General features: G+C 34.9%; 19 protein-coding genes. 7 read left to right on the top strand and 12 right to left on the bottom strand.

The window, feature by feature from the left end:
* Positions 1 to 90: 90 nt before the first annotated feature.
* Complete coding sequence (gene fabG / locus EKL95_RS05575; RefSeq protein ID WP_126459494.1) at positions 91 to 837, bottom strand: 3-oxoacyl-[acyl-carrier-protein] reductase; 747 nt, start codon at positions 835 to 837, stop codon at positions 91 to 93.
* Between the two features lie 394 nt (positions 838 to 1231).
* Here fabG and EKL95_RS05570 point away from each other — a divergent pair, with 394 nt between their 5' ends.
* A complete protein-coding gene (locus EKL95_RS05570; RefSeq protein WP_126563726.1) occupies positions 1232 to 2422 on the top strand; it encodes a cytochrome-c peroxidase in 1191 nt (396 codons plus the stop codon).
* 49 nt (positions 2423 to 2471) lie between these two features.
* Here EKL95_RS05570 and EKL95_RS05565 read toward each other — a convergent pair whose 3' ends face one another.
* The 10 genes from EKL95_RS05565 to EKL95_RS05520 all read right to left on the bottom strand — a co-directional run bounded on the left by EKL95_RS05565 (position 2472) and on the right by EKL95_RS05520 (position 11517).
* Positions 2472 to 2894 (bottom strand): hypothetical protein, encoded by a 423-nt coding sequence (locus EKL95_RS05565; protein ID WP_126563725.1) that lies wholly within the window; start codon positions 2892 to 2894, stop codon positions 2472 to 2474.
* Between the two features lie 214 nt (positions 2895 to 3108).
* Positions 3109 to 3981, bottom strand: coding sequence for a succinate--CoA ligase subunit alpha (sucD, locus tag EKL95_RS05560; protein WP_126451553.1), 873 nt, complete (start codon positions 3979 to 3981; stop codon positions 3109 to 3111).
* Positions 3982 to 4075: 94 nt separating this feature from the next.
* Entirely contained in the window at positions 4076 to 4438 is a 363-nt protein-coding gene (locus EKL95_RS05555) for a nuclear transport factor 2 family protein (protein ID WP_126451552.1), read from the bottom strand.
* A 1-nt stretch (position 4439) separates the two neighbouring features.
* Positions 4440 to 5369 carry a UDP-3-O-(3-hydroxymyristoyl)glucosamine N-acyltransferase gene (locus EKL95_RS05550; protein WP_126459485.1) on the bottom strand — a complete coding sequence of 310 codons (930 nt, stop codon included), beginning with the start codon at positions 5367 to 5369 and terminating at the stop codon, positions 4440 to 4442.
* Positions 5370 to 5456: 87 nt separating this feature from the next.
* On the bottom strand, positions 5457 to 6023 hold the full coding sequence (gene efp, locus EKL95_RS05545; RefSeq protein WP_126459482.1) for an elongation factor P: 567 nt from the start codon (positions 6021 to 6023) through the stop codon (positions 5457 to 5459).
* Positions 6024 to 6053: 30 nt separating this feature from the next.
* Positions 6054 to 6839, bottom strand: a complete 786-nt coding sequence (lpxA, locus tag EKL95_RS05540; protein ID WP_126451549.1) for an acyl-ACP--UDP-N-acetylglucosamine O-acyltransferase — start codon at positions 6837 to 6839, stop codon at positions 6054 to 6056.
* Between the two features lie 70 nt (positions 6840 to 6909).
* On the bottom strand, positions 6910 to 8298 hold the full coding sequence (locus tag EKL95_RS05535) for a bifunctional UDP-3-O-[3-hydroxymyristoyl] N-acetylglucosamine deacetylase/3-hydroxyacyl-ACP dehydratase (RefSeq protein ID WP_126460118.1): 1389 nt from the start codon (positions 8296 to 8298) through the stop codon (positions 6910 to 6912).
* A complete protein-coding gene (gene lpxD / locus EKL95_RS05530) occupies positions 8291 to 9334 on the bottom strand; it encodes a UDP-3-O-(3-hydroxymyristoyl)glucosamine N-acyltransferase (RefSeq protein ID WP_126451547.1) in 1044 nt (347 codons plus the stop codon). The genes EKL95_RS05535 and lpxD overlap by 8 nt, the downstream gene beginning before the upstream one ends.
* A gap of 39 nt (positions 9335 to 9373) precedes the next feature.
* The gene (locus EKL95_RS05525; protein ID WP_126563724.1) at positions 9374 to 10603 is read right to left on the bottom strand and encodes an HD domain-containing protein; all 1230 of its coding nucleotides are present in this window, start codon (positions 10601 to 10603) and stop codon (positions 9374 to 9376) included.
* Positions 10604 to 10722: 119 nt separating this feature from the next.
* Positions 10723 to 11517 carry a DUF1080 domain-containing protein gene (locus EKL95_RS05520; protein WP_231507346.1) on the bottom strand — a complete coding sequence of 265 codons (795 nt, stop codon included), beginning with the start codon at positions 11515 to 11517 and terminating at the stop codon, positions 10723 to 10725.
* 235 nt (positions 11518 to 11752) lie between these two features.
* On the opposite strand from EKL95_RS05520, the gene EKL95_RS05515 reads away from it, so the two are divergent.
* The 4 genes from EKL95_RS05515 to EKL95_RS05500 are packed head-to-tail and all read left to right on the top strand — an operon-like array spanning position 11753 to position 17988.
* Positions 11753 to 12262 carry a GbsR/MarR family transcriptional regulator gene (locus EKL95_RS05515; RefSeq protein ID WP_126553340.1) on the top strand — a complete coding sequence of 170 codons (510 nt, stop codon included), beginning with the start codon at positions 11753 to 11755 and terminating at the stop codon, positions 12260 to 12262.
* Positions 12263 to 12275: 13 nt separating this feature from the next.
* Complete coding sequence (locus EKL95_RS05510) at positions 12276 to 13382, top strand: efflux RND transporter periplasmic adaptor subunit (RefSeq protein ID WP_126553342.1); 1107 nt, start codon at positions 12276 to 12278, stop codon at positions 13380 to 13382.
* A 33-nt stretch (positions 13383 to 13415) separates the two neighbouring features.
* Entirely contained in the window at positions 13416 to 16586 is a 3171-nt protein-coding gene (locus tag EKL95_RS05505; protein ID WP_126563723.1) for an efflux RND transporter permease subunit, read from the top strand.
* Positions 16576 to 17988, top strand: coding sequence for an efflux transporter outer membrane subunit (locus tag EKL95_RS05500; RefSeq protein WP_126561547.1), 1413 nt, complete (start codon positions 16576 to 16578; stop codon positions 17986 to 17988). The genes EKL95_RS05505 and EKL95_RS05500 overlap by 11 nt, the downstream gene beginning before the upstream one ends.
* 113 nt (positions 17989 to 18101) lie before the next feature.
* Here EKL95_RS05500 and EKL95_RS05495 read toward each other — a convergent pair whose 3' ends face one another.
* Entirely contained in the window at positions 18102 to 18428 is a 327-nt protein-coding gene (locus tag EKL95_RS05495; RefSeq protein WP_126459463.1) for a hypothetical protein, read from the bottom strand.
* 359 nt (positions 18429 to 18787) lie between these two features.
* On the opposite strand from EKL95_RS05495, the gene EKL95_RS05490 reads away from it, so the two are divergent.
* A complete protein-coding gene (locus tag EKL95_RS05490) occupies positions 18788 to 19255 on the top strand; it encodes a (2Fe-2S)-binding protein (RefSeq protein WP_126563722.1) in 468 nt (155 codons plus the stop codon).
* A 66-nt stretch (positions 19256 to 19321) separates the two neighbouring features.
* Entirely contained in the window at positions 19322 to 19945 is a 624-nt protein-coding gene (locus EKL95_RS05485; RefSeq protein ID WP_126563721.1) for a hypothetical protein, read from the top strand.
* Positions 19946 to 19951: the final 6 nt, after the last annotated feature.

Here is a 19951-nt window from a genome sequence, read left to right as displayed (position 1 = left end):
TTAAAAGATTGAAGAATTTAATGATTAAAAATTAATTACGTAGTTCAAAAATCTTTAAATCTTTGAGTTTTACAATCTTATAATTAAATTTTAGGTAAGCATTCCTCCGCAAACATTCATAACCTGTCCCGTTACATACGCACTCATATCCGAAGCAAAGAAAAGACACGCATTAGCAACATCTTCAGTAGTTCCGCCACGTTTCAAAGGAATTCCATCTCTCCATCCTTTTACAACATCTTCATTTAACTTAGCGGTCATTTCCGTTTCTATAAATCCCGGAGCAATTACATTACAACGAATGTTACGAGATCCTAATTCCAATGCTACAGATTTAGAAAAACCAATAACTCCCGCTTTAGAAGCCGCATAATTCGTTTGTCCTGCATTTCCTTTCACTCCTACTACTGAACTCATATTGATAATTGAACCTGAACGTTGTTTCAAGAAAGTACGTTGAATGGCTTTAGTCATATTAAAAACCGATTTCAAGTTAACATCAATAACTTGATCAAAATCGCCTTCAGACATTCGCATCAATAGGTTGTCTTTAGTAATTCCGGCATTGTTTATCAGAATATCGACTGTTCCGAATTCAGCTAAAACCGCGTCTACAAGAGTTTGTGCTTCATTAAAATCGGCTGCATTTGATTGATATCCTTTGGCTTTAATCCCTAAAGCGTTCAATTCATTTTCAAGAGCCAAAGCTGATTCAACAGATGAACTGTACGTAAAAGCAACATTTGCCCCATTTTTAGCAAAAACTTCTGCAATTCCTTTACCAATTCCACGGCTTGCGCCAGTAATTATAACAACCTTTCCTTCTAGTAATTTCATGTTCTAAAATTAATTTAATATTTATTTGAAGCTATTCCTGCTATCCGTTTCAATCTTTTTCTCTTGTTCTCCTCCTCGCTTTTCAAACGAAATCGAACTGACAAGAAAAAGGATTTCCACTTCTATCAGGGCTAATTTACACTTGTCAAATATAGCAATAATTGTGGGTTGAAAAAAAAATACATCTTCAATTAAACCTTTTATAAAAAAAATTGTCCTAAAACTAAGTAAAACTGTTTGACATGATTAAAGCTTCAAAATGTTTAGATGTAATCATAATAAAATTACTAGATTTGAAATTGACTCTAATTATAAAAAAAAGTAAAAAAACAATCTAAAATACAAGAAACCCAAATAGAATCAACGACCTCATTTTTTAACTTAACCAATTGATATGAACAAGATCTCTTCCTTATTATTTTTTGTAGGATTACTCGTTTTTACAGCTTGTAGCAAAAATGAAAGCAATGAAACAACTGTGATTGCCGATTCCTATCCCAATGTGACTGCTACTTTTCCTGGTAAAATTGATTTAAATAATTTGAGTAATTATGCTAACCAAATTATCCCTTCTTACATAACTAAAGATAACACTGCAGGAAATCCAGTAACTGACAAAGGAGCTACATTAGGTCGGGTTCTATTTTATGATAAAAACTTATCCTCAAATAACACAATTTCCTGTTCTTCCTGCCACATTCAAGCAAATGCTTTTGGAGATGTGGCTATTGCCAGCGACGGAATAAACGGAAAGACCACCAGACATTCTATGAGATTGGTGAATTCTAGATTTTCAAGAGAAAACAAGTTTTTTTGGGACGAACGGGCAGCCACATTAGAGTTACAAACGACACAACCTATTCAAAATCACATTGAAATGGGTTTTAGCGGAACCTTAGGTGATGCAAACTTGACAGTACTAATTTCAAAATTGCAAAACATTGGGTATTACAAAGAATTGTTTAAATATACGTATGGCTCTGAAATCATTACTGAAAGCAAGATTCAGCTGGCTTTAGCGCAATTTATTAGAAGCATCCAATCCTTTGATTCTAAATATGATGCTGGAAGGGTATTAGTTGCAAACGACGGCCAACCCTTCACCAACTTTACGACACAAGAAAATCAAGGTAAAAATTTGTTCCTGGCGCCTCCGGTTTTTGACGCAACCGGAAACAGAACTTCTGGAGGAGTAGGATGTACAGTTTGCCATGCCGCACCTGAATTTGACATTGATCCCAATACAAAAAACAATGGTATTATAGGTATTTTAAACGCCCCGGGAATTGACATCACAAACACAAGAGCACCTTCATTGAGAGATCTGGTAAAACCAAACGGAAGTTCTAATGGTTTATTTATGCATACGGGAAATTTAACAACACTACAAAATGTTATTGGGCATTATGGAAGTATCAATTTAGCTCCCGGAAATACAAATTTGGATCCAAGATTAGCGCCAAATGGTTTTGGGCAAAAATTAAATCTTACTGCTCCCGAAGTTAATGCTCTTGTCGCTTTTATTCAAACATTATCAGGAACTAATGTATATGTAGATACAAAATGGTCGACACCATTTAAATAAAAAAAGCTCCAAATAGGAGCTTTTAAATTATTTAAAAAAACGGATTGTATTAAAAAGCTACATTCCATTTTGGTAATCTTCCATTTTCGTCTAGAAAGTTTTGTAAAACTTGTCCTTCTACGAATGTTGGAATCACTTTAGTTTTATCGTTGAATGTCTCATACCAAACCACTTCTAGCGTGCTGATCTCTTCAATTTTCATTTGCGCTGGCCAAGAATATTTTCTTCCTGTTTTAGCAAATTGGTGTCCTTCAACAATTTTTTCTTTTAGACCACCGTTTTTAATTTTCAAAGTTCCGTTATTTTGGACAGTTCCGGTAGAACCCACCATAATCAACTCTTTCTCTTCTGCTACGGAATATACTAAAAATATTCCAGATCCTTCTGAAGCATTACAAACTTCGGCTAAACTATCTTCTGTAGTGAATGAAAACTGATTGGTAACTTTGAATTTTTTTAACTCTTTATACATTTTTTTTATTTTAATTTGAATTGGCTTTAGCAAAAAAATACCCCACAAAATCGTGAAGTCCATTAGAAACCATTCGTTTATGTTTACTTTTATTAGGATTACATCTGAAAAACAGATTTATTTAATAAAGTGCAAAGATATTTCTTTAATTGAATTTATAATAAAAAAGCCCCACAAAATGTGAGGCTTTTAAAATATTTAATTAGAGTTTAGATTAACCTAAAACTTCTTTTACTTTTTTACCAATTTCCGCTGGAGAATCTACTACGTGAATACCACATTCTCGCATGATTTGCTTTTTTGCTTCAGCAGTATCGTCAGATCCACCTACGATTGCACCTGCATGTCCCATTGTGCGTCCTACTGGAGCGGTAACTCCTGCAATGAATCCTACAACTGGTTTACGGTTACCATCTGCTTTGATCCAGTGAGCTGCATCCGCTTCTAATTGTCCGCCAATTTCACCTATCATTACAATACATTCTGTTTCTGGATCGTTCATTAATAATTCAACAGCTTCTTTTGTTGTAGTTCCAATGATTGGGTCTCCACCAATACCAATAGCGGTAGTGATTCCTAATCCTTGCTTAACTACTTGATCCGCTGCCTCATAGGTTAATGTTCCCGATTTAGAAACAATACCAACAGTTCCTTTTTTGAAAACGAAACCTGGCATAATACCAACTTTAGCTTCACCCGGAGTAATTATTCCTGGGCAGTTAGGTCCTATTAGACGAGCATTTCTTTCTTTTACGTAACTATTTGCTTTTATCATGTCAGCCACAGGTATTCCTTCAGTAATTGCAATAATTACTTTTATACCTGCATCTGCAGCTTCCATTATTGCATCAGCAGCAAAAGCCGGTGGAACAAAAATGATTGTTGTATCAGCTCCTGCTTGTTCTACAGCATCTTTTACAGTATTGAAAACGGGTCTGTCTAAGTGAGTTGTTCCTCCTTTTCCTGGAGTTACGCCACCAACAACGTTAGTACCGTACTCAATCATTTGAGAAGCATGGAAAGTTCCTTCACTTCCTGTAAAACCTTGAACAATTATTTTGGAATCTTTATTAACTAAAACACTCATGATATATTTTTTATGTAGTTTTTAAAATTGTTATGCAAAAGTATAAAATAGTAAGCAGTAATCAGTGTTCAGTGTTCAGTTTTTTGACACTAAATTAGGATAATTGACTCATTTGATACCCTCTGTATAATTTATTGTCTTTTATTTCCCAAATAGCTATAAAATGTGCTAATAACATCTCTTCTCTAGGATTTTCAATTGTTTTGACAAAATGAGAATAGCGCACGGAAATTAAATTATTTTCACCAATAATATGGCTTATTCGAACTTTAGAACGAACATACGCTTTGCTTAAATCATTAGATAAATTTAATAAAGAATTATAATCCAACTGAATGAATCCTTTGCTGCTATTCCATTCTACTATTACTTCCGGGTGCAAATAATCTTTGATGACTTCGCTGTCGATTAAAGCATCTGATTTATAAAATTGTTGAACGATTTCTTTTGCAGACATATTATTTTAGTTTAGTAAGAATTTCTGGTATCTTTTTAATATTGGCCAGTTGCTTCAATTTTTCTCTTGATTCCTCAATTGGCGTTCCAAAATAGGATTTACCTCCTTCTACTGATTTTGTAACTCCGGTTTGTCCTAGAATAACAGCCTTTGCTCCTATTGTGATTCCGCTGGTAGTTCCTACTTGTCCCCATATTGTAACTTCATCTTCTATAATAACGCATCCGGCAATTCCGGTTTGTGAAGCAATTAAACATTTTTTCCCAATCACGGTGTCATGACCTACATGCACCTGATTGTCAATTTTTGTGCCTTCACCAATAATAGTATCGCCAGTAACACCTTTGTCAATTGTACAAAGCGCTCCAATTCCCACATTGTCTTTGATAACCACTCTTCCACCGGAAAGTAATTGATCGTATCCTTCGGGACGTTTTTTATAATAAAAAGCATCGGCACCCAAAATTGTTCCTGCGTGAATGATTACATTATCACCAATTACGGTATAATCATAAATAGAAACATTAGAATGTATCACACAATTTTCTCCAATGACAACATGATTTCCAATAAATGTATTGGGCTGTATTACAGTTCCTTCACCTATTGAAGCTGAAGCAGCTATTGAAACATTTGAATACTGAAAAGGTTTAAAGTGTTTTGTTAATGTGTTGAAATCCCTAAACGGATCATTAGAAATAAGTAATGCTTTTCCATCAGGACAAGCTACATTTTTATTGATTAAAACTATAGTTGCCGCTGAGTTTAACGCTTTATCATAATACTTAGGATGATCTACAAAAACAATATCACCAGATTCGACAACATGAATTTCATTCATTCCCAAAACAGGAAAATTAGCATCACCAACATATTCACAGTCGATGATAGTTGCAATTTCTTCTAAAGTATATACTTTTTGGAATTTCATTTTTTCATTTCTTTAGTCTCAGTTTTCAGTACCAGTTTTAATTCTTTACAACTCGAATTATCTACTGATACTGAAAACCTATAAAAACTACTCCTTTACACGTTCCATATAAGAACCTGATGCAGTATCTATTTTAATTTTATCTCCTTCATTGATAAACAAAGGTACATTTACAGTGGCTCCTGTTTCAACAGTTGCTGATTTTGTTGCATTTGTAGCAGTATTTCCTTTGATACCTGGTTCCGCATAAGTCACTTCAAGAATTACAGATGCCGGCATATCTACAGAAAGAGGTAAATCAGTCTCTGTATTGATACTTACCATTACATTTTCGCCTTCTTTTAATAATCCTGGGGAATCCAAAATATTTTTATTCAAGGAAATTTGCTCAAAGGTTTCTGTATTCATAAAATGGAATTCATCACCTTCCGGATACAAATATTGAAATTTATGATTTTCAACTCGAACTTCCTCAATTTTATGACCCGCAGAAAAAGTGTTATCCAATACTTTTCCGTTTGTTAAACTTCTTAATTTAGTTCTAACGAAAGCTGGTCCTTTTCCTGGTTTTACATGAAGAAATTCAATTATTTTGTAGATATCGTTGTTGTATTTAATACACAATCCGTTTTTAATGTCTGATGTAGATGCCATTTTTATTTTTATTTGTTGATTTGTTGATTCTTAATAATTTCCTGAATAGCCTTTCATTACACCTCTTGAGGAGTTTCGAATAAAATCAATGATTTCATCTCTTTCCGGCGTGGCCTCCATTTCAGCTTCAATAATACCTAAAGCTTGTGTGGTATTATAATTTTTTTGGTACAGAATTCTGTAAATATCTTGAATTTCTCTGATTTTTTCTGTTGTAAAACCACGTCTTCTTAATCCCACAGAATTAATACCTACATACGACAAAGGTTCTTTTGCGGCTTTGGTAAACGGGGGAACATCTTTTCTTACTAAGGATCCACCAGAAATCATGGCATGATCTCCAATATGGATAAATTGATGAATGGCAGCCAATCCTCCAATAACGGCATATTTACCAACGGTTACATGACCAGCCAGAGCGACTCCGTTTACAATAATAGCATTATCACCTATGTGACAATCGTGGGCAATATGCGCCGTTGCCATTACCAAACAATTATTACCTAAGGTAGTCTGTCCGGAGGCTATTGTTCCCCTATTGATGGTCACACATTCTCTTATGGTACAATTATCTCCAATAATTGCTAAAGAATCTTCTCCGCCAAATTTTAAATCCTGTGGAACTGCTGAAATTACTGCACCAGGGAATATATTACAATTTTTTCCTATTCTTGCGCCTTCCATTATGGTAACGTTAGATCCTATCCAAGTGCCATCCCCAATAACTACATTATTATGGATGGTTGTAAACGGTTCAATGACAACATTCTTGGCGATTTTAGCGCCGGGATGAACATATGCTAGTGGTTGATTCATATTCTTTGTTTAATCGTTTAACTGTTTAATCGATTAACCGAATACACGATTAACCAAATCAACAAAAAAATTACTGTTTCTTAGCAATTTGGGCCATCAATTCTGCTTCAGCAACCAGTTTTCCATTTGCATACGCATTTGCTTGCATATGACAAATACCTCGTCGGATTGGCGTAATTAAATCGCATTTAAAAATCAAAGTATCGCCTGGTAATACTTTGTGTTTAAATTTAACATTATCTATTTTCATAAAATAAGTCAAATAGTTCTCCGGATCCGGAACCGTGCTTAAAACAAGAATCCCTCCTGTTTGCGCCATGGCCTCCACAATTAAAACACCTGGCATAACCGGAGCTTCAGGAAAATGACCTACAAAAAAGTTTTCGTTCATGGTTACATTTTTCATTCCAACCACATGAGTTTCTGACATTTCGATAATTCTGTCAATCAATAAAAATGGGGGTCTATGAGGCAGAACTGCCATGATTTTATGAATGTCCATCAATGGTTCCTGATGTAAATCAAAAACAGGAACATAATTTCGTTGTTCAATTTTTATGATTTTAGCCATTTTCTTCGCAAATTGTGTATTGACAAAATGTCCTGGTTTGTTAGCTATTACCTTACCTTGTATTTTAGTTCCAATTAAAGCTAAATCACCTATTACATCAAGTAGTTTGTGTCTTGCCGCTTCATTCGGATAATGCAAAGTCAGATTGTCTAAAATACCATTTGGTTTAACCGTTATTTGCTCTTTTCCAAAAGCGAGTTTCAAACTTTCCATTGTAGTGGCTGATATTTCTTTATCAACATACACGATAGCATTATTTAAATCACCTCCTTTTATCAAACCGTTCTCTAAAAGAGATTCTAATTCATGCAAGAAACTGAAGGTTCTTGACTCAGATATCTCCGTTTTGAAATCAGAAATATTTTTCATAGTCGCATTTTGAGTTCCTAAAATTTTAGTCCCAAAATCAACCATTGCAGTAACGCAGTAATAATCACTTGGCATCACTAAAATTTCGCTGCCTGTGGCTTCATCAGTAAATGAAATAACTTCTTTTACTATATATACATTCCTTTTTGCACTTTGTTCTTCGATACCCGCTTTTTCAAGAGCTTCAACAAAGAATTTAGAGGAGCCATCCATTATTGGTAGTTCAGAAGCATTCAATTCTATGATGACATTATCTAAGTCACAACCCGTCAATGCCGCTAAAACATGTTCTGGTGTTTGAATTTTGACCCCTAACTTTTCTAAATTGGTTCCTCTTTGTGTATTTACTACATAATTTGCATCAGCTTCCACAATAGGTTGTCCCTCTAGATCTACTCGAACAAAAGTAAAACCATTATTGACTGGAGCAGGTTTAAAAGTCATTTTCACTTCTTTACCTGTGTGTAATCCAACTCCAGTTAGAGAGATTTCTGTTTTGATGGTCTTCTGTTTAACCATTTTTTCCATTTTTTTGGTTTAAAATTTGTTTTTTTAATTCTTCGATTTCTGCAACAATTTTGGGTAAATTCTTGAAATGAACGTACGATTTACTAAAATCATTGTACCCAAATGCGGGACTTCCTTGTAAGATTTCATTATCTTTAATATTCCTTCCTACACCACATTGCGCTTGAATTCGTACATTATTGCCAATGGTTAGGTGTCCAGAAATTCCAACTTGGCCACCAATCATTCCGTTTTTGCCAATTTTAGTTGAACCCGCAACACCGGTTTGCGCCGCTATTACCGTATTCTCCCCAATTTCAACATTGTGCGCAATTTGAATTTGATTGTCCAGCTTCACGCCTTTTCGTATAATAGTTGAACCCATTGTGGCTCTATCTATTGTAGTACAAGACCCAATATCAACATTGTCTTCAATAATAACATTTCCTATTTGTGGGATTTTAGTGTAAGTTCCGTCTGGATTAGGTGCAAAACCAAAACCATCTGAACCTATTATAGCTCCGGAATGTATCGTACAGTTATTCCCTATTATGGTCTCTGAATAAATTTTTGCACCAGCAAATAGAATAACATTATCCCCTACTACTACATTATCACCCAGAAAACAATTGGGATAAATTTTTACGTTTTCTCCTAAAACGACATTTTGACCTACATAACTAAAACTCCCTAAATATAAACTTTCTCCATATTTAACGCTGTCCGAAAGGAAAGAGGGTTGTTCTATCCCACTTTTATTTAATTTTACCTGATTGTAAAATTCTAATAATTTTGAAAATGCGGAATACGCATCAATCACTTTAATCAAAGTTGTAGTAATTGGTGCCTCTGCTATAAAAGTATCATTAACAATTGTTACAGATGCTTTAGTAGAATAAATATAATTCTGATACTTGGGGTTTGACAAGAAAGTTAGTGATCCTTCGATGCCTTCTTCGATTTTTGATAATCTAGAAACTTCTGCCATGGGATTTCCTACAACTTCACCTTCTAAAATCCCTGCTATTTGTTCTGCTGTAAATTTCATCCCGACAAAAATATAAAAAATAGGTTTTAAATACTGAATTTATAACAGTTGTTTTGGAAAACATATGTAATATTTAGTAACGGATTTAGATAATGATTTCAAATTCAATTGATCAGAGGCATCCACAACGTCTTCAATTGTTTTGTCTTTATTCAAAATCCGTATGGGTTCTGCCTGTTTGCTGTAAGCCTGATTTTTTATTTTTCCTCTAAAAATAAAATAGTTTGTTTCTTGTAAAGAAATATGATGCTCTGCTGCAAAACGTTCTTTCAACGGCTGTAATTCTTCCAAAGTGACTTTTTCACTCGTTAATTTTATCTTTAATAAATCACGGTTTACAATCATTTTACTTAAGGAGGATAGCGTAAAGTCATCCTGTTGCTGCCATGATTTCAAAGCACTAATGATATCAAAATCATCTAATTGTGCAAATAAATCTAACCTCCCGGCATCAAATGTGTCCATCGTAACTTTATTTTCCATAAAAAAGAACAACGGCTTGCTGCAAGGCAACTGTACTCCTTTTAATGTCAATTCTTTAGCTCTTTTTAGGACTTTCGTCAAAATTAACTCGGCCACTAAACTGGTTTTGTGTAAATAAACCTGCCAGTACATTAATCGTCTGGACATCAAGAATTTTTCAACAGAATAAATTCCTTTTTCTTCAATAACCAAAACATCATCCGCAACATTCATCATTTGGATCAATCGTTCTGAATTGACATTGCCTTCTGAAACACCCGAATAAAAACTATCGCGTTTCAAATAATCCATACGATCCATATCCAATTGGCTCGAAATAAGTTGCAACATAAATTTCCGGTCATATTCCCCCTTGAAAACCTGAATGGCTAGACTCAACTGGCCATTGAATTCCACATTTAACTGATTCATGAACAATAAGGAAATTTCCTCATGATGTACATCCTCAACGATACTTCTTTCCATAGCATGCGAAAAAGGGCCATGTCCTATATCGTGTAACAAAATGGCAATATAGAGTGCATTTTCTTCTTCAGGAGATATTGAAACCCCCTTAAAACGCAATACATCAACCGCTTTTTGCATTAAATGCATACAACCTAAAGCATGATGAAAACGGGTATGATTGGCACCAGGATATACTAAATACGACAAGCCCATCTGGGAAATACGGCGCAAACGCTGAAAATAAGGATGCTGTATTAAATCGTAAATTAAGGCATTGGGTATGGTAATAAACCCATAAATGGGATCATTGAATATTTTTAGCTTATTGATTTGACTCACTATAAGTTTTTTTTTAGGTCAACAAATATAAGTAATTTAGATTTCAAAAACAGAACAATGCTAATTGTGCTGTAGCGCTAAAAAAACGGAGCGTTTTAGCACTCCGTTGGTATTTAATTTTATATTTTTCTGATCCAAATATTTCGAAATTGATTTTTAGAATCATGATCCTGAAGCGAAATAACATCCTCTCCATGAGCCGAGGGATAATTATGCAAACCGATGTAAAGTGTCAACCCGTTTATTGTAGTATTATTTTGGACTAAAACACCATTCAAAAACACGGTAATTCTTGCTGGAGCATCAATTTTACCATCTGCTTTGAAACGAGGTGCCGTATATATTACATCATAAGCATTCCATTCTAATGGTGTTTTCACGGCGTTTACTAAAGGTGGATGATCTTTATAAATACTTCCGGCCTGGCCATTACTATAGGTTCTATTATTATAGGAATCTAATATTTGTAATTCATATCTGTTTTGGAAAAATACGCCACTGTTTCCTCTTGCCTGTCCCCCATCTAAAACAACATCCGGCGCGCTCCATTCCAGGTGCAGTTGACAATCCCCAAAAACCATTTTAGTTTGAATGGCTCCGGTACCCGGAACAACTTCCATATAATCTTGATCAACAATTTTCCATCCTGCCGGTTTATTTATATCTTTCTGGCTCACCCATTGTGCTAAATTTTTACCGTCAAATAAAATAATCGCATCCGAAGGCGCATTTCCAAGGGTTTTAGCCGGGGTAATACCTTTTACTTCTGGTTCCCAAATTTCAGTCATTTCTGGTTTCATTGACATTGGGGAAACCTCTGGCGGAGTATTTACATAGTTGTGTTGCGCCATAACTGCTGTTGCAGAGAATAAAGAAATCATTAATAAAGAGTTCTTGAAGTTTTTAGATTTCATAGTAAAATTCATTTGGTTTAATAAAATATGGATAAATGTTCACTTTTCAATATTAAGCATTTTTTTTTCACCAACTAACTTTTAATCTAATTATAACTAAATAAGAAATAAACTTTAGATTTTTATTGTAGAAGCAGTAACTTCATTAACTACAATTTGTTAAATAAATTAACATAGATTTAAGTTCGCTTAGTTCGGTAAATGCCGAACTAAATAGTACTTTTGCAAAAAAATTATGAACAATATTCCTAAAGAAAGAGAAGAACTTATAGAAATGTTCGGAATTCATTTTGAGTTACTGTATAATTTATCTCCGCTTGGCTCCAGAATTCTGGGACTATTAATAATTGATGGCTGCAAAAAAGGATTAACCTTTGAAGAAATAGTTGAAAAACTGGGCGCCAGTAAAAGTTCGATTTCTACAAACTTGAATCTGCTGCTAAAAATGGACAAAATAAATTATTATACGTTAACTGGTGATCGAAAAAAATATTTCAAATCCAGTCCATTTAGCGAAAGACTGACTAATTATCTAAAAATACTTGATTTTGAAAAACAAATAATCGAAAAATTGCAAGCGTACCGTGAAAAAAACATTTCATGTCCTGAAGAGCAGTGCAATCTGGAAAATACAAAAGCATACAAAAAACATGTAATAGAAGTCGAAGAATTATTGATTAAAACCATCCATAAATTCAAAGAAATAGAAAATAACAATAGTAAAATAATAATTAATCAATTTTAGTAAATAGTCCCAGATGAAAAAAAAATATTTTATAAGTGTAATTTTATTATCAATAAGCTTGCTCTCCTGCAAAAAAGAAACGGCTAAAACGGCTCCTTCTGTTATGTCCTACAAAGTGGTTGAGATAGCAACCTCTAATACAACTTTATTAGCTGAATATCCTGCGAGTTTAGAAGGCGTTACCGATATAGATATTCGTGCAAAAGTAGATGGATATATTCAAAAAATATATGTACAAGAAGGACAAGAAGTTAAAAAAGGGCAATTGCTTTTTAAATTAGAGACTCAAACAGCAACCCAGGAAGCTGGCGCTGCAAAAGCAAAAGTTGCGGCTGCTCAAGTGGAGGTAAATCGTTTAATCCCTTTGGTAGAGCGTGACATCATCAGTGATGTGCAATTAGAAACGGCTAAAGCAAATTTAGCTAGTGCTAAAAGTACATATCAAAGTATCGTTGCCAGAATTAATTATGCTACTATAAAAAGTCCTGTTAACGGAATTGTAGGAACTTTACCTTTAAGACTTGGAAGTTATGTAAGCAGCCAAACCGTTGAACCTTTAACCCGAATTTCGGATGTGAGCACGATTTATGCCTATTTTTCAGTAAATGAAAAAGAACAATTGGATATCATGATGAATACTCCAGGAAAGTCATTTCAAGAAAAAATAAACAAAATGGAAGCGGTAAATTTAATTTTAAGCAATGGGATGCAATATGAACAAAAGGGTAAAATTGAAACCTTTAGCGGACAAGCCAACACACAAACAGGATCGTTTAATGTACGAGCACGTTTTACAAACGGAAACAAATTGTTGCGTTCTGGAGAAAGTGGAACGATACAAATCCCTACACATTTAGAGGATGTTATTGTCATTCCTCAAAATGCAACATTAGAATTACAAGACAAACGCATTGCACTTGTTGTGGATAAAAACAACAAAGTGCAAGCAATCCCAATTGAAGTTCGCGCAATTCCTGGAGGTCAATTTTTTGTAGTGGATAGCGGATTAAATGTAAACGATAAAATACTTGTTGAAGGAGTGGGGATAGTAACTGAAGGAACCCTCATTAAGGCTGAAATTATTGATTTTAAAACTATCATCAATCCAACAAAAAAGTAATTCAGAAACTAATTATTGAATAAATAACAAAATATGTTTTCAAAATTCATTGACAGACCGGTATTGTCAACGGTGATCTCTATTATCATCGTAATTTTAGGAGTTTTAGGGTTAATCTCACTCCCTGTCTCACAATATCCAGAAATAGCGCCACCTACGGTAACCGTAGCAGCAAACTATCAAGGCGCCAGTGCCGAAGTTGTAATGAGCTCGGTAGTAATTCCATTAGAAGAACAAATCAACGGTGTTGAAGACATGACTTACATGACTTCTACATCAAATAATGACGGTTCAGCAGCTATTAATATTTACTTTAAATTAGGAACAAATCCAGATTTAGCAGCTGTGAATGTGCAAAATCGTGTTTCACGTGCTACACCTTTGTTGCCTCAAGAAGTTACAAGAGCCGGTGTAACAACTTCAAAGAGACAAAGCGACAATATTTTGATTTTATCTTTATACAGCGACAACCCGGATTATGATGATACTTTCCTTCAAAATTATGCTAACATCAATATTTTACCAAAAATAAAACGTGTAGCAGGAGTTGGAGAAGCAATGATTTTTGGACAAAAAGACTACTCGATGCGTATTTGGCTTAAGCCAGATGTAATGGGAGCTTATGGACTTGTTCCTTCGGATATTACAGCTTTATTGGCTGAGCAGAATATTGAAGCCGCTCCCGGTCAGTTAGGTGAAAGTAGTAACCAATCTTTTCAATATACATTAAAATACAAAGGGCGTCTGCAAGATGTAAAAGAGTTTGAAGAAATTATTATCCGTTCAACCCAAAACGGAGAAATCCTTAAATTAGGGGATGTTGCAAAAATTGAATTGGGGGCTGTAAATTACGCCAGTAATGCGTACACAAATGGAAACAAATCTGTTGCAATTGCTATTGCACAAACTGCAGGATCTAATGCACAAGAAGTAATTGAAGGTTCTTTAAAAGTGTTAAATGAAGCGGAAGTAAATTTCCCGAAAGGGGTAAAATATGCCACCTTAATTAATGCAAATGACTTCTTAGAAGAATCTATCACTAAAGTGATCTACACTTTGATTGAAGCCTTTTTATTGGTTTTTATTGTGGTTTTTATCTTCTTACAAGACTGGAGATCTACCCTTATACCAGCAATATCTGTGCCTGTTGCAATTGTGGGTACTTTCTTTTTCCTAAGTTTATTTGGCTTTACTATTAATTTATTAACTCTTTTTGCCTTGGTATTGGCTGTGGGAATTGTGGTCGATGATGCCATTGTAGTAGTTGAAGCCGTCCATGCCAAAATGGAAGCTGGGGAACATGATCCCAAAAAAGCAGCTCATAGTGCCATGCAAGATATTAGTAGTGCAATTATTTCTATTACCCTTGTCATGTCGGCGGTATTTATTCCTGTTTCTTTTATTAGTGGTTCAGCGGGCGTTTTCTACAAGCAGTTTGGAATAACTTTGGCTGTTGCAATTGTATTATCAGCTATTAACGCCCTAACACTTTCTCCTGCTTTGTGTGCCATTTTCTTGAAAGAACACGATAAAAACTCAAAGAAAAAAGGTTTTGCAGAACGCTTTTATACGGCATTCAATGTTGGGTTTGAAACAACAACCGCTAAGTATAAAAGATCTGTTGAGTTTTTTATAAAACGTAAATGGTTGGCTTTTTTAGGAATTGCCATTTTTGCAGGGATTTTTATCTTATTATTAAATATTACGCCAAAGGCTTTTGTTCCGGGTGAGGATACAGGAGCAATTCTTTCTGACGTTTCTCTTCCGCCCGGCACTTCATTAGAAAGAACCGAGGAAGTATTATTGCAAATTGAAAATAAAGTAAAAGATATTCCTGAAATAAAAGAAGTACTTCGTATTTCAGGTCGTAGTTTAATAAGTGGTACAGGTAGTAATTACGGAATGGTAATTGTAAAATTAAAAACTTGGGCTGAACGTAAAGATGCGAATCAGGAAATAAATGCAGTAATAGCTGAATTGTTTAAGCGTACGGCTTCTGTTAAAGATGCAAAAGTCCTCTATTTTGCTCGCCCTACACTTGTTGGTTTTGGTTTTACCAATGGTTTTGAATTTCAATTACAAGATCAAAAAGGAGGAACAATTGAGGAGTTGGATGAAGTAAAAAGTAAATTTTTAGGAGCTTTAAATAGCCGTCCCGAAATCAAATATGCAACTACCTCTTTTTCTCCAAATTATCCGCAATACCGAATTGATTTGAATGTTGCTACCATAAAGAAATCAGGGTTAACTGTCACGGATGTTTTAGGCACTATGCAAGGATATTATGGTGGCGTTTATGCTTCTAATTTTAACAAATTTGGAAAACAATTTCGTGTAATTTACCAATCTGAACCCGAATTTAGAAGTAATCCCGAATCGTTAAATCAAGTATTGGTCAGAAATAATACTGGTCAGATGGCTCCTATTTCACAATTTGTGACTTTAGTAAAAGTATTTGGCCCTCAGGCAATAGAACGTTTCAATTTATTCACTTCTATAAAAGTCACAGGGGCTCCAAATGAAGGTTTCAGCTCAGGTGATGCCATTAAAGCAGTTGAAGAAGTGGCAAGTCAAACCTTACCTATTGGTTATGGTTATGAGTTTTCAGGAATGACTCGTGAGGAAATAAGTGCTGGCGGTCAAACATTGTATATTTTCCTATTGTGTTTGGTTTTTGTATATTTCTTGTTAGCCGCTCAATATGAGAGTTATATGTTGCCTTTTGCGGTATTAATTTCATTACCAATTGGTTTAGCAGGAGCATACTTATTTGCTTATTTTTTCAATGTGAGTGATAATATTTACCTACAAATAACACTTATTATGCTTATTGGATTACTCGCTAAGAACGCCATTTTAATCGTCGAGTTTTCTGTAGATTCCAGAAAAAAAGGAATGAGTATCACCCAAGCGGCTATTCATGGTGCAGTTGCTCGTTTACGTCCTATATTGATGACATCATTTGCATTTATTTTCGGATTATTGCCTTTGATGTTAGCTAAAGGAGCTGGAGCTGTTGGGAATAATGCTATTGGAACTGGAGCAATTGGCGGTATGTTAATAGGAACCATTTTTGGTATTTTTGTAATACCGGTATTGTTTATCGTTTTCCAAACCTTACAAGAAAAAATTTCTACAAAACCACTTCCGATAACAAATCAGGAAACTGATGTCGCACTTTTAAATAAAGAAAATGAAGAATAAGTTAATTAAAATAGCAGTAGTTGTTATAACCGCTACTGTAATGCAGTCGTGCTTTGTTGCTAAAAAATATAACAGACCAGAATTAAAAACCGAAAATCTTTACAGAACTGAAGTTGTTTCAAATGATACCACTTCACTTGCTAATGTTGCTTGGGATCTCGTTTTTACCGATCCTCTTTTGCAAGGGTATATCAAAAAAGGGTTAAACAATAACCTGGATATCAGAATTGCAATGCAAAATATCCAAGCTGCCGAGGCTACCATGCGACAGGGAAAAGCAGGGTATTTTCCAACACTTTCTGTAGGTGCCGACTGGACGCATCAAGAGCTTTCTAAAAACAGTCAATTAGGTAACTTAATAAGCCGTGGTGGTGGTGCAACTAATGTGGATCAATACCAGTTTACAGGGAATCTTTCTTGGGAAGCAGACATTTGGGGAAAAATACGAAGCAACAAGCGCGCAGCAAATGCGGCCTATCTTCAAACTACAGCAGCGAATCAAGTGGTCAAAACACAATTAATTGCTACCCTTGCCGCAACCTATTATCAATTGCTTTCTGTTGACGCACAAATAAAATTAACAGAACGAACCTTGATTAACAGAAATCAAAGTATTGAAACAATTGTAGCATTAAAGGCGGCAGGAAATGTTACCGAAGTTGGTGTGAAGCAAACCGAAGCGCAAAAATATGCTACCGAAATTATCCTTGCTGATTTAAAGAATAATAGTATCATTCTTGAAAACACGATGAGCATTCTTATGGGTGAAGCTTCTGCCAAAATTGAAAGAAGCACTTTTGAAACACAATCCTTACAACCAACCATTACACTTGGTGTACCTGCTACGTTACTAAGAAACAGACCTGACGTGATTGCAGCAGAATACAACTTTATTTCGAGTTTTGAGCAAACCAATGTAGCTAAAAGTAATTTTTATCCAACGTTAAAACTTACTGCAACAGGAGGACTTCAGAGTATTGATTTGAAAGAATGGTTTAGCGCTAATTCCCTTTTTGCTAATGTAATTACGGGGTTGACACAACCTATTTTTAATCAAAGACAGATTAAAACCAGATTTGAAATTGCAAAAGCAAATCAGGAAAAAGCCTATCTTCAGTTTGAGCAGTCTTTGTTGACCGCCGGAAAAGAAGTTTCGGATGCATTGGCACAATACAACAATGAAACCTACAAACTCACCGTGAGGGGAAAACAAGTAGCTGCATTGAATAAAGCCACTGATTATTCAGATGAATTATTGACGTACGGACTAGCGAATTATTTAGAAGTTTTAACTGTAAAAGACAATGCTTTGAATGCAGAATTAAGCTTGATAGACAATAAATTCCAACAATACAAAGCCATAATTCAATTGTACAGAGCCCTTGGTGGGGGCTGGCAATAAGACTTACTTGATTAATTAGAATTGATTTCTGTTAGTTCCAGAACCACTGTTTATTGTATAAGCAGTGGTTTTGTCTTTTAATTCGGATTCCAATATTTAAGTAGTGGACTTTCTCAGTGAAAGAGTAAAGTATAAAAAAATACAAACCCAAACGTAAGAAGCGTAATTAATACGAATCCAAAGAACATATTTCTTTGGGACTCAATTACTGGTTTGTTGTCTTTATATAAACTCATTACCACTCCGTTAGCACCATATCCCAAAATAAATTTGCACGCTACTTCTTGATCGTTTTCAATTATTTTAAAATGATGTGTTCCTCCTGCTATAGAACGTTTCTCCGAAACTATTTTTCCGTTTAATAGTATAGTTTCTTTTGCCATAAAAGAATTAAAAACTTCTATCTTATTGTCTCCAAGAGTGATTGTTGTAAACTTCATTATTCAATTTGCTTTAGTATTTAATTACGTCCTTTCAAAGTATTATAAATCTCTGTTGTTGGGTAAAAGTATATAATTATCGAAGTAATAACTAGGACTGCACATTTAAATCAGAATTTTAAGGAATAAAACCATAATATAGACCTCAAAAATGTACTTATTATCTCATTGTCAGATGCAACCCCTATTTTTACAATAGTAAAAGTGAGTTGAGAATCATAATACAGTATTTACTTTTCGTTAAATTTAGTGTTAATATTAGAAAACCTTTATTTTTTTTAGTAAGTTTAAACATTAGATATTTTTTTACCTATTTTCAGGAAACTGTCTATTGATCTTTAATCTAATTTCAAGTACTTATGATAACATTAAACGTAAATAATAAAACCTATCAAGTTGATGTAAGTCCGGACATGCCTCTACTATGGGTAGTAAGGGACACACTGGGCCTGACTGGAACAAAATTTGGTTGTGGTGTTGCACAGTGCGGAGCATGCGTGTTGCATCTTGATGGAGAAGCAGTTCGATCCTGCGTAACTAAAGTCAGCAGGGCCGAAGGAAAAAAAATAACCACAATTGAAGGCTTGTCTTTACATAATGACCATCCAGCGCAACTGGCATGGAATGAAATGGATGTACCCCAATGCGGATACTGCCATTCCGGCCAAATCATGTCAGCTGCAGTGTTATTGAGAGAAAATCCAAAACCGACTGATAAGGATATTGATGACGCGATGTCAGGAAATATTTGTCGATGCGGAACCTATCCGCGTGTAAGAAAAGCCATTCATTTAGCCGTACAATTACAAGAAAAAGATAAAGGATAAAAAAATACTCAATATACTAAATCAACTTATTATAAGATAATCCTTTCTTAACATAATCAATTTACTATGGCTTCATTCCAAAAAAATAAAACGGCTGCTATTCTCTTTTTTTTGCTCGTTAGTGCAGTTGCATTAGGCTGGACACTAAAACCCGAGGATGAAAGTGAATATATAAATATTAATCCTACTGTAATCATCAAGGACAGCATTGCCTCTGTAAGAGCATTCCAAAAGGTTTATAAAGTTTTAATGAGTCCCCGCTGCGTGAACTGCCACCCTATTGGTGACGTTCCGTTGCAAGGAGAAGACAGTCATTTACATGTCATGGCTCCTAAACGCGGTATTGACGGAAGAGGATTATATGCCATGAAATGTACGAATTGCCACCAAACTCAAAATACACCTGGATTACATACACCACCAGGAAATTCAGACTGGCACTTGCCACCTGCTGATATGAAAATGGTTTTTGAAGGCAGAACAGCTCACCAGCTGGCTAAACAATTAATGGATCCATCTAAAAACGGACATATGGATATTAATAAACTCAAAAAACATGCTGATGATGCTTTTGTTCTTGCAGGATGGAATCCGGGCGAAGGGCGCAGCCTACCGCCACTGACCCATGCAGAGTTTAAAAAAGAATGGCTGACATGGCTAAATAACGGTGCATATGCTCCCGCCAAATAATTTCTA

This window comes from Flavobacterium sp. LB2P53, from assembly GCF_003970305.1.
In the GTDB taxonomy this organism is placed as follows: Bacteria; Bacteroidota; Bacteroidia; order Flavobacteriales; family Flavobacteriaceae; genus Flavobacterium.
This window is presented reverse-complemented; position numbering and strand designations above follow the sequence as displayed.

Bases quoted from the DNA above. Each gene is read 5' to 3' on its own strand.
- fabG (WP_126459494.1), bottom strand. From the start codon at position 837: ATGAAATTACTAGAAGGAAAGGTTGTTATAATTACTGGCGCAAGCCGT.
- EKL95_RS05570 (WP_126563726.1), top strand. From the start codon at position 1,232: ATGAACAAGATCTCTTCCTTATTATTTTTTGTAGGATTACTCGTTTTT.
- EKL95_RS05565 (WP_126563725.1), bottom strand. From the start codon at position 2,894: ATGTATAAAGAGTTAAAAAAATTCAAAGTTACCAATCAGTTTTCATTC.
- sucD (WP_126451553.1), bottom strand. From the start codon at position 3,981: ATGAGTGTTTTAGTTAATAAAGATTCCAAAATAATTGTTCAAGGTTTT.
- EKL95_RS05555 (WP_126451552.1), bottom strand. From the start codon at position 4,438: ATGTCTGCAAAAGAAATCGTTCAACAATTTTATAAATCAGATGCTTTA.
- EKL95_RS05550 (WP_126459485.1), bottom strand. From the start codon at position 5,369: ATGAAATTCCAAAAAGTATATACTTTAGAAGAAATTGCAACTATCATC.
- efp (WP_126459482.1), bottom strand. From the start codon at position 6,023: ATGGCATCTACATCAGACATTAAAAACGGATTGTGTATTAAATACAAC.
- lpxA (WP_126451549.1), bottom strand. From the start codon at position 6,839: ATGAATCAACCACTAGCATATGTTCATCCCGGCGCTAAAATCGCCAAG.
- EKL95_RS05535 (WP_126460118.1), bottom strand. From the start codon at position 8,298: ATGGTTAAACAGAAGACCATCAAAACAGAAATCTCTCTAACTGGAGTT.
- lpxD (WP_126451547.1), bottom strand. From the start codon at position 9,334: ATGAAATTTACAGCAGAACAAATAGCAGGGATTTTAGAAGGTGAAGTT.
- EKL95_RS05520 (WP_231507346.1), bottom strand. From the start codon at position 11,517: ATGAAATCTAAAAACTTCAAGAACTCTTTATTAATGATTTCTTTATTC.
- EKL95_RS05515 (WP_126553340.1), top strand. From the start codon at position 11,753: ATGAACAATATTCCTAAAGAAAGAGAAGAACTTATAGAAATGTTCGGA.
- EKL95_RS05510 (WP_126553342.1), top strand. From the start codon at position 12,276: ATGAAAAAAAAATATTTTATAAGTGTAATTTTATTATCAATAAGCTTG.
- EKL95_RS05505 (WP_126563723.1), top strand. From the start codon at position 13,416: ATGTTTTCAAAATTCATTGACAGACCGGTATTGTCAACGGTGATCTCT.
- EKL95_RS05500 (WP_126561547.1), top strand. From the start codon at position 16,576: ATGAAGAATAAGTTAATTAAAATAGCAGTAGTTGTTATAACCGCTACT.
- EKL95_RS05495 (WP_126459463.1), bottom strand. From the start codon at position 18,428: ATGAAGTTTACAACAATCACTCTTGGAGACAATAAGATAGAAGTTTTT.
- EKL95_RS05490 (WP_126563722.1), top strand. From the start codon at position 18,788: ATGATAACATTAAACGTAAATAATAAAACCTATCAAGTTGATGTAAGT.
- EKL95_RS05485 (WP_126563721.1), top strand. From the start codon at position 19,322: ATGGCTTCATTCCAAAAAAATAAAACGGCTGCTATTCTCTTTTTTTTG.